Below are 8,405 nucleotides of genomic sequence, written 5' to 3'. Positions count from 1 at the left end.
CTAGAAGAGGTCTTTAAAACCTTATTTTATTTTTTAATATAATTTGGAAACTCTTTTAAAACCGTACTACATAATTGGCCTTTCATATCTCCTCTCTTGCGTGCCTCAAATTGGTCCATACCTAATCTCATAACTTCTTTACCATATTTTTCACCTAGTTCATGTTTAGTACATTTGTCAGATTCATGAACTAATTCTTGTGAAGTATAGTGATAATTACAATCAAGTTGAGCACGGCTTAAAAAACCATGTAGTTGTACTGTTCTCTCGCAAGTTGTTCGCTGTATATAAGTTTTAGGCTCTTGTTCAGCATAAACTGATGTTCCTACCAATAAAGTGAAAACTGTTACTAAAATATTACGCATTATTTCCCCGACAAAGTTATTAAAAGTATTAGTGATAATGTTGCGGGCGTATTAAATAATAATTACTTATAAGTGTCTATTAATAATAAGGAAATTAGATAAATCCTCCTCCCTTTTGAATACTTAATCACCTTAAAAAAATTGTGTGATTAAGTTTTCTCAAATAAATGATATTAAATTTTTTCTAATCTTCTTTAATATAATCCAATCGGTTCGAGAAAAGAGTTTTAGTGATATTTCATTCATTTCTTATCGACTAAAACCCTTACTCATGACACCACTTTAAAGACCTAACTTCTTAAAGACAAAATAACCCACATGGCTTTCAAAGCTACCGTCATTTTGAATTTTGAAATACTTCTTAACGAGGTCAGATGAACCTTCCTGCAAATAGCGTAAAGTTTTAATTTGATCTTCAGGGGTTTTCATACGCTTTACCCAACTATCAAAGTCTAATGAAAGCGTTTGCTTGTCTAAAGCTACTAAGTCAAAGCCTGCGTCTTCGATAAAATAAACCCACTCTTTCACACTATAATTTCTTACGTGACTTGGGTCTCGAATAGTTTCGATCGTCTGTAAAAACGTATCTAATATTGGTGAGCTAGAACTGATAATGTCTACAAAAATAACAATGCCATCTGGCTTAAGAACACGGTTTACTTCTTTCATGGCAGTCGGAACATGCTGCCAATGATGAGCTGAATATCGGCTAATCACGACATCAAACTGATGATCACTAAAAGGCATGTCTTCAGCAATGCCCTGCTGCACAAAGATGTTTTTTAATTTGCGCTGGCTAGCGGCCTTAGACACTGTGTCTAACATTTCATGAGATAAATCGTAGGCAAAGACTAGGTCAGCATGTGGAGCAACATTATAAGAAACATGACCACCACCACAGCCTAAATCTAGAACCACAGCCTTTTCATATTTCTGAATTTCATGAATAAATTTATTAAATTCAATTCCTTCAGAATGCGCTTGGCTATTCAAATAGTCTAAAGATTTATTTTGATATTGTTTTTGGTTTATATCGTGCTGGGTGATCATAACCTTGCTTCCTACTTTGCAATGAAATCACCATAAAGGAAAAGTTAGATAAAAAATAATGATTAGTTTTTCTTCAATTGATAAATAAAAGTTATTATTTAATTTGTTTTAATACACAGTCATCACAAAATTTTAAAATCCTTAAATTCAATAGACAGCTATACTGGCTTTATCTAAAAATTTTACAAAAACAGAAAATGCCAAAAGCCATTTTATTTGATTTAGATCAGACTCTACTTGACAGAAATACATCACTTAAAAAATTTGTTGAATGGCAAGTAAACTTCTTTCAATTGGTATCACAGAAGAATAAGCAAGACTTTATCACTCGATTTATTGAATTAGATAATAATGGAAATGTTTGGAAAGACTTGGTTTACACCCAATTGCTTAAAGATTTTAATATCAAAAATTTTAACGTCGAGACCTTGCTGAACTCTTACGTTAATGACTTTAATAAGTTTTCCTCTTCATTTGAAAGAGTTCCTGAAACAATTCAAAATCTTTATAACAAAGGATATAAATTAGGCTTAATTTCTAATGGGAAATCCCCTTTCCAAGAAAATAACTTTTATGCACTAGGTCTTAAAGAATTTTTTTCTACAATTATTGTTTCAGAGGCTATAGGCTTACGAAAACCAGATATACAAATATTTGAGCACGCATGTAAAGAGCTTGGCTTTACCCCTAATGAATGTATTTTTGTAGGTGATAATCCGAAAGCCGATATTGAAGGTGCTAACAAAGCTGGAATGAAAACGATCTTTTTCCATCCCGATCCTTCCATTAACTATCCTTTAGCAGATAAAAAGATTCACCATTATGATCAGCTAGAAATAGCAATTAACAAATTAGAGAATTCTATTCTTTAACAATAGATTTAAGAACTTATAAAAGATCCGCAAAGAGCACTGTTTAGTCACCCTTACTGAAACAGTGCTCTTTGCTCCATCACAACCCTTATCCAGAGAGGTTCGATGCATAGAACTAGTGTATGTACCTTTAACTCAAAATGTTTCCTGTATTTTTTAATATTTTTAAATGTTCGCAGCATAAAAATGAAGTATATTTAATTTTATCAGAAGATTCTTCTTTGGTTTATATTTTGAACAGAACAGAATACACACTAGATCGCATAGATCGGAAAATTTTATCTGCATTACGTAGCAATGGCCGTTTAACCGTTGCTCAATTAGCAGAAGAAGTCGGTCTTTCATCTTCACCATGCTGGACACGACTGAAACGTCTGGAAACTTTAAAAATTATTGAAGGCTATACGGTAAACGTAAACCCGAAGGCGATTGGTATTCATGAAGTATTCTTTATAGAAATTACTTTAGAACGCCATGACGATGAAATGCTTGAAAATTTCAGCGAAGCATTAGCCGACATACCAGAAGTTGTAGAAGCGCATCTGGTTACAGGTGATTATGATTATTTGGTAAAAGTAGCAGTAAAAGATGCTGACCATTACGAACGTTTTTTACGGAAAAAACTCTATTCAATTAAGGGAATTCGACACACCCGTTCGACCTTTGCCCTACGCCCTCTTAAATCTGCCAATACCGCCGATTTAATGTTAATTGAATAAAAGATGTAATGCCTATAGCGCATCGACTTAAACTGTTGATTCGAAAATTCTTATTGAGTTAAGCGGCTTAACCCATAACAGATTTAAGCTCTGTTATATTTTTTTTAAAAAATTCTGTATCTATGATTACAGCCTCCTCATCTCCATAATAAAATTAATCTGAATTGGAGGCATCGCCATGAACATTTTGAAGAAAAAAAATAAGGCCAGTTTTGTATTCTTTATTATTACTCTCTACTCTTTTATTGGGTTTGGCTTAGGTTTCATTATTTGGGAATACTTTTTAAAGGCCTAGTTTGCTAAAAAGAGTTAACGAACCTCAGAAAGAATTTCTGAAGTAATTTCTTTGCTACGATGATATGCGGCCCTCATGGCTAAACGTATATCATCAGACACATTGCCTAATTCAAACATTCGTAAAGCAGATTCGGTAATCCCATTTGCTAAAGTGACCTTTCCACATAACTCCGCTGGTGGAACACTACTTTTACGAATCATTTCGACTGCGCCAGTAGCCGCTTGAAGCGCAAGATCTAAGGCAAATTGTTTATCTAGCCCTAATGAAACACCCGTCTTAATCATGCTATCTAAAATATAGAAAAAGTAAGCTGGCCCTGAACCTGATAATGCAATAATGGCATCACTTTGTGTTTCAGACGGCGCCCAAAAAGTCTGGCCCGTTGCAGAATACAAGGTTTCAATTAAGTCTTTATCGAGCTGGTCCATTTGCTCTGAACCAATAAGCACATGAGTACCCGTATGCGTAAGCACAGGCGGATTTGAAATCACACGAACGATTTTCTTTGAACCTGTAAAACTGGATAGATGTGCAATATCGATCCCGGCCATCATAGAAACAATAATCTTATTTGCTAACCATTTTTTAAACGGCGCAAGTATCTCTTTTAATTGTTTTGGGTCGAGTAACAACACAACAATGTCAGCTTTTTTTAAACCATTTTCTTTTTGCTTCAATGCCTGTGTATCATTAATTTTTTTCTCTTCAATCAAGTGTATTTTTTCTTTGTTAAACCCTTTTAAAACCATTCCTCCGATTAAAGCCAAAGCTAAATTACTACTGCCAATAAAGCAAATATTAGGTTGTACTTCACTTAACATTTAAAATGTTTTCCTTTCTAAGGGAGGCTATAACAATAAGTATTATCTATAGTTTAATTATGAATATTGAATTAAAGATGACCGTCTGAATAAAGAACCCACTTTAATAAAATATATTATTAAAGTGGGTTTTGTTTTATTTGCGCAATAAATAAAACAACTTTTTCTTAAGCCTAATGTATAACTATATTTAGCAAATTCTATATACAAATTGTAAAAGTCTGTAACCAGTACTAAAATATTGTAAATACTATTTTAAGCAACAAAATAAAATCATTATTTTTCAAAAATTAAAGTTTACTTATTAAATCTATTTCAAATAAATTAATAAGAAAATCTTTAAAATAATAGACTGTAGTAAAAGTATTTTTATTAATTAGCTAAATATTTTCATTTTTCCTCTTTAAAATATTCTCGGCTTTTCTTATTGCTTGACTTAAGTCCACATCTTCACACACCCAGAAGCTAAAAATTTGCCCAAACAAGTGAAAGTGTTGCTTAATGTATTTAGAACTATTATCTGAATAATGCTCTTCGATCTTAAAGAAATCATTATTGTTTTCTATTTTCTGACCGTCAAAAATACCGCCAATACAAATATCCATTTTAATACCACACACCTAATTCATTATATTTTAACAGAAAATTTAGAAGCACATTTATAAGAGTATGTTTGTAGTTGTTTTTTTGAATATAAGTCGAATTAAAACTTATAAAAAACCCACAAAAGATAAAGTGGGTTTTTTAAACTCTAATAAAATGCTTTAGACTTAAACATATTTTATTTAAATAATATATTTAAATCAATTAAAAGCCCTATTTATTTATGAGTTTTGAAGAATCACAATATTTGAAGCTTGAGGGCCTTTTTTACCTTGTACTACGGTAAACTCAACACGTTGACCTTCTAATAAAACTTTAAAACCTTGTGTTTGAATATCAGTAAAATGAGCAAAAATATCTTTCCCATCTTCAGTCACAATAAAACCAAAACCTTTAGTTTCATTGAACCATTTTACTGTACCAGTAGTAGTAGACATATGTTATATCCTGAATCTTAAAATATTATAACTTATTATTGGAGGAAACCAATTTAACTAAAAAATAGACGTCAAAACTTAAATATCTGAAAAAACCGAAGGATTATAAATATAAAACTGCGCAAATAGAAATTTATTATGACAAGAATATTTTGTTAGTTATTCTCGATAATACACGCTTCAGAAGCATTTGCAATCGATATTCAAAATAATTCAAACAAGAAAACTTAAATGCTCCCACACGCTCTTTTTTCACATTGATTTCATTCAAATTTCTTTCATTTAAAAAATCAAATTTTGTTTCATTTCAATTGAAAACAGCAACGTTCCTGTTGCCCATAAGACCATCAATAAAACTTCTGTTCACCAGCAGGGCGTGTCTTAAAACGTCGATGGAACCACATGTATTGGGTAGGAGCAATACGAATTTGATTCTCAATAATCTTATTGACTCTTTCAGCATCGCTAACTTCGCATCCACTTGGAAAATTTTCTAATTTAGGTTCCACGAGAACATGATATTGAGGGTTTCTGATATCTCCACTTCTATAAAAGTACAAAGGTACCGCTGCTGCTTTTGATATATCCATCAGCCTGCGGTGAGCGGTCACAGTAGCTGCCTGTATTCCGAAAAATGAGGCCATTACACCCTGTTTTAGACCAAAATCCTGATCAGGGCTATACCATATTGCATGACCATGTTTAAGGTTTTGGATAAGTCCACGCATGTTGTCTCGAGCAATCTGGTTTTTATAGACTCTTGCGCGACTACGATGAATTAGAAAATCTAAAAAGGGGTTATTTTGAGGTCGGTAAACCACGTCCATATTAAAAAATAAGGTACAAGCAGCTCCACCAGCATCTAAAAGCGTACTATGAGTACCTAATAGTAGTACGCCATTTTCTTGATTATTAGTTAAGTTCTCTAATCCATCTATGTGAACACGGCTTTTAAACCAGTTTGGGCGGTACCAAGCATTTAAAGCTTCAAATACTCCCGTTAAAGTATCAACAAAAACCTGTTTGGCTTTCACTTCAATTTGTATAGGTGTTTTTTCAGGAAAGCATGCTTCTAAATTACGTAATGTTGTTTTTCTTCTTGAACCTAAAAATTTCCATGCTATTTTCGAAAGAAAATCAGCAAGACGCCATTGAATAGACCAAGGTAACATTGCGAATAACATCAAAACAAAAGCTAAAAACCATAGACCCCAATATTTAAACGATAAAAAGGAAAATCGAAATTCGCCAGATTTAAACTGCCGTTCTTTTTTCGTCATGCTGTATATTTCTTGAGGTATAGGTTTAGCATACTAACACCCCCTGTTGGTGGGGTTGTATGTTTATGTTGCTTTGAGTAATAAGCTTTTTATGTACCCTACCTATTTATATAAATGCATATTTTAAACATTTAATCTATTTCAGCCTTAAATATACATAACTGTCTGTATACATAACTTATTTTCTCATTTAAAGTAACCGCATAATCTTGTCTCATTGATAAATAGGATATATCAGCGTGAGCGGTCTTTTAGTCTTTATAACAATTGCATTTCTTACTCTCCTAAGCCCTGGACCTGGCGTTTTATTTACTGTCACAAATTCAATCAATTATGGTGTTAAAACTGCTTTATTCGGTATTAGCGGCTTAATCATTGGTATGTTTGTAATTGCTGTAATTTCCGCTAGCGGTGTAGGTCTTATTATTACCAGCAACCCTACTATTTTTACGGTTTTAAAATTTATTGGTGCATTTTATTTAATGTACCTTGGATATAAAAACTTCAGCAAAAAATCGCCATCGCAAGATTTAATCACTGATCAGCAAAGCGATAAAAATGTAAGTAAATCGAGACTCTTTTATCAAGGCTTACTTGCATCTTTGCTTAACCCTAAAACAATCGTATTTTTTATTGCTCTATTCCCTCAATTTATTGATATTAAGAAAGAAATTTTAACTCAGTTTTTAGTTCTATCTTTAACCTTTTGTTTTATTGGTTTCTTAATTCATTTGGTCTATGCAAATTTCTCTTCAATTTTTAAAGAAAAGATGTTGGCTGGAAATAATTTTTCTATACTCAATAAAATTAGTGGCGCTATTTTCTTTCTTCTTGCAGTTTTACTCATTACACAATAAATCATTACTCGACATATGATTATTTGAAAAGCCTCAACTCATGGTTAGGCTTTTCAAGTCTTTTGTCTATCAGCATATTTTTATCTAACTACAATTTTTACAACGCTACCCTGTTTAAGATCCATCCATAAAAGAAGTCTTCATAATTTGGGTTCTTCTCTGTAATTTCGATATAGTGCTGCCCTTGCATAATATTTAAAACGCGTAGTAATACCGTTTCTCCATCTTTATTACGCCTGTTCAAATACGTACTCAGTGCTTGAAAAGTCAAAGGCCCATATTGGCCATCTAAGGTAAGATTTGGCCAGCCCTCTTCACCCTGCTTATTTAGCAGATTTAAAGCACGTTGTAACAAAGGCTTTGCAAAGTTGACTCCACAATTTATAGCCGTATCAAGCAACTCTTCTGCTATAGCAGGGCTAATTTGATTGATCTGGTCAAATTGTGGTTCAAACCAATATTGTTGTTTATAAATAGACTTGGCCACAGCTAAAGGTAAATCTCGCATATCACCTTGATATCCGTTCGATCGAGCAACTGCCTCTATAATGCCAAATTTGGTGGCATGCCCATGATCTGATGGATGATTAACATACCCACCTTCTCTGTCTATGAGTGCTTCTAAGTACTGGTCAATATTCATTTTATTTTACCTATATCATTGAAACTGTTTTTAGCTATTTTGCAGATCGTCCTTCGCTTTTTTTAAGTCTTTGATGACTTCTACAATCGTTTTACCTTCTTGTTTATTGATGAAGTTAAATATCCATCTCACAATCGCCCAGCCCGGCAAACCGCAAATAAAGAAGAATCCACATAGTGTGATCATTCCCCAAATATCCGATACCCATTCATGTAAATTCCATTTCATGATAATAAATGAGCCACCCGTTAAGCTTGAAACGACCGTACATATCAGTCCAACAATCCATTCTTGCGGTGAGCGAGGGAAACGCATCATCAACACGACTGCCACAACTAAGCTGACTGCTAAAGCCACCATAATTGCAATGCTATAAAAATCTAAAAATGTGGCTAAACCACCCGTTGGAACTGTTTTCATAATCTTGTCCTGCTTTAAAGGGTAAAAACTTGAAAACTCG

The 8,405-nt window shown here is 33.1% G+C and carries 12 protein-coding genes; 4 read left to right on the top strand and 8 right to left on the bottom strand.

Going from position 1 to position 8,405, the window contains the following annotated elements; all coding sequences use genetic code 11:
* Positions 1 to 26: 26 nt before the first annotated feature.
* Together UC75_RS12785 and UC75_RS12780 are read right to left on the bottom strand one after the other, a co-directional pair.
* Positions 27 to 365, bottom strand: coding sequence for a hypothetical protein (locus tag UC75_RS12785; RefSeq protein ID WP_049837816.1), 339 nt, complete (start codon positions 363 to 365; stop codon positions 27 to 29).
* A 282-nt stretch (positions 366 to 647) separates the two neighbouring features.
* The gene (locus UC75_RS12780) at positions 648 to 1,415 is read right to left on the bottom strand and encodes a class I SAM-dependent methyltransferase (protein ID WP_049837815.1); all 768 of its coding nucleotides are present in this window, start codon (positions 1,413 to 1,415) and stop codon (positions 648 to 650) included.
* Between the two features lie 197 nt (positions 1,416 to 1,612).
* Here UC75_RS12780 and UC75_RS12775 point away from each other — a divergent pair, with 197 nt between their 5' ends.
* The 3 genes from UC75_RS12775 (at position 1,613) to UC75_RS18935 (ending at position 3,301) form a co-directional block, all read left to right on the top strand.
* Positions 1,613 to 2,287, top strand: coding sequence for an HAD family hydrolase (locus UC75_RS12775; RefSeq protein WP_049837848.1), 675 nt, complete (start codon positions 1,613 to 1,615; stop codon positions 2,285 to 2,287).
* A gap of 233 nt (positions 2,288 to 2,520) precedes the next feature.
* Positions 2,521 to 3,006 (top strand): Lrp/AsnC family transcriptional regulator, encoded by a 486-nt coding sequence (locus UC75_RS12770; RefSeq protein WP_049837847.1) that lies wholly within the window; start codon positions 2,521 to 2,523, stop codon positions 3,004 to 3,006.
* A gap of 178 nt (positions 3,007 to 3,184) precedes the next feature.
* Entirely contained in the window at positions 3,185 to 3,301 is a 117-nt protein-coding gene (locus UC75_RS18935) for a hypothetical protein (protein ID WP_004793556.1), read from the top strand.
* 14 nt (positions 3,302 to 3,315) lie between these two features.
* On the opposite strand, the gene UC75_RS12765 is transcribed toward UC75_RS18935, so the two are convergent.
* From UC75_RS12765 to UC75_RS12750, 4 genes are all read right to left on the bottom strand, one after another.
* The gene (locus tag UC75_RS12765) at positions 3,316 to 4,125 is read right to left on the bottom strand and encodes a pyrroline-5-carboxylate reductase family protein (protein WP_049837814.1); all 810 of its coding nucleotides are present in this window, start codon (positions 4,123 to 4,125) and stop codon (positions 3,316 to 3,318) included.
* A 380-nt stretch (positions 4,126 to 4,505) separates the two neighbouring features.
* Complete coding sequence (locus UC75_RS12760) at positions 4,506 to 4,730, bottom strand: hypothetical protein (protein ID WP_049837813.1); 225 nt, start codon at positions 4,728 to 4,730, stop codon at positions 4,506 to 4,508.
* A gap of 219 nt (positions 4,731 to 4,949) precedes the next feature.
* Positions 4,950 to 5,165: a cold-shock protein gene (locus UC75_RS12755; protein WP_049837812.1), complete on the bottom strand. Its 216-nt coding sequence runs from the start codon at positions 5,163 to 5,165 to the stop codon at positions 4,950 to 4,952.
* Between the two features lie 347 nt (positions 5,166 to 5,512).
* Positions 5,513 to 6,445, bottom strand: coding sequence for a lauroyl acyltransferase (locus UC75_RS12750; RefSeq protein ID WP_049837811.1), 933 nt, complete (start codon positions 6,443 to 6,445; stop codon positions 5,513 to 5,515).
* 239 nt (positions 6,446 to 6,684) lie between these two features.
* On the opposite strand from UC75_RS12750, the gene UC75_RS12745 reads away from it, so the two are divergent.
* Complete coding sequence (locus UC75_RS12745) at positions 6,685 to 7,302, top strand: LysE family translocator (protein WP_004793567.1); 618 nt, start codon at positions 6,685 to 6,687, stop codon at positions 7,300 to 7,302.
* 97 nt (positions 7,303 to 7,399) lie between these two features.
* Here the strand turns inward: UC75_RS12745 and UC75_RS12740 are convergent, their stop codons facing one another.
* Positions 7,400 to 7,945 (bottom strand): glycoside hydrolase family 108 protein, encoded by a 546-nt coding sequence (locus UC75_RS12740; protein WP_049837810.1) that lies wholly within the window; start codon positions 7,943 to 7,945, stop codon positions 7,400 to 7,402.
* Positions 7,946 to 7,975: 30 nt separating this feature from the next.
* Positions 7,976 to 8,365 carry a hypothetical protein gene (locus UC75_RS12735; RefSeq protein WP_005303665.1) on the bottom strand — a complete coding sequence of 130 codons (390 nt, stop codon included), beginning with the start codon at positions 8,363 to 8,365 and terminating at the stop codon, positions 7,976 to 7,978.
* Positions 8,366 to 8,405 lie beyond the last annotated feature (40 nt).

The sequence above is a fragment of the Acinetobacter sp. V2 genome (genome assembly GCF_001188385.1).
Classification (GTDB): Bacteria; Pseudomonadota; Gammaproteobacteria; order Pseudomonadales; family Moraxellaceae; genus Acinetobacter; species Acinetobacter oleivorans.
Note: the sequence above shows the minus strand (reverse complement) of the source record. Positions and strands in the feature narration are given on the sequence as shown.

Coding starts and splice junctions, on each gene's coding strand:
- UC75_RS12785 (WP_049837816.1), bottom strand. CDS start 365: ATGCGTAATATTTTAGTAACAGTTTTCACTTTATTGGTAGGAACATCA.
- UC75_RS12780 (WP_049837815.1), bottom strand. CDS start 1,415: ATGATCACCCAGCACGATATAAACCAAAAACAATATCAAAATAAATCT.
- UC75_RS12775 (WP_049837848.1), top strand. CDS start 1,613: ATGCCAAAAGCCATTTTATTTGATTTAGATCAGACTCTACTTGACAGA.
- UC75_RS18935 (WP_004793556.1), top strand. CDS start 3,185: ATGAACATTTTGAAGAAAAAAAATAAGGCCAGTTTTGTATTCTTTATT.
- UC75_RS12765 (WP_049837814.1), bottom strand. CDS start 4,125: ATGTTAAGTGAAGTACAACCTAATATTTGCTTTATTGGCAGTAGTAAT.
- UC75_RS12760 (WP_049837813.1), bottom strand. CDS start 4,730: ATGGATATTTGTATTGGCGGTATTTTTGACGGTCAGAAAATAGAAAAC.
- UC75_RS12755 (WP_049837812.1), bottom strand. CDS start 5,165: ATGTCTACTACTACTGGTACAGTAAAATGGTTCAATGAAACTAAAGGT.
- UC75_RS12750 (WP_049837811.1), bottom strand. CDS start 6,445: ATGACGAAAAAAGAACGGCAGTTTAAATCTGGCGAATTTCGATTTTCC.
- UC75_RS12740 (WP_049837810.1), bottom strand. CDS start 7,945: ATGAATATTGACCAGTACTTAGAAGCACTCATAGACAGAGAAGGTGGG.
- UC75_RS12735 (WP_005303665.1), bottom strand. CDS start 8,365: ATGAAAACAGTTCCAACGGGTGGTTTAGCCACATTTTTAGATTTTTAT.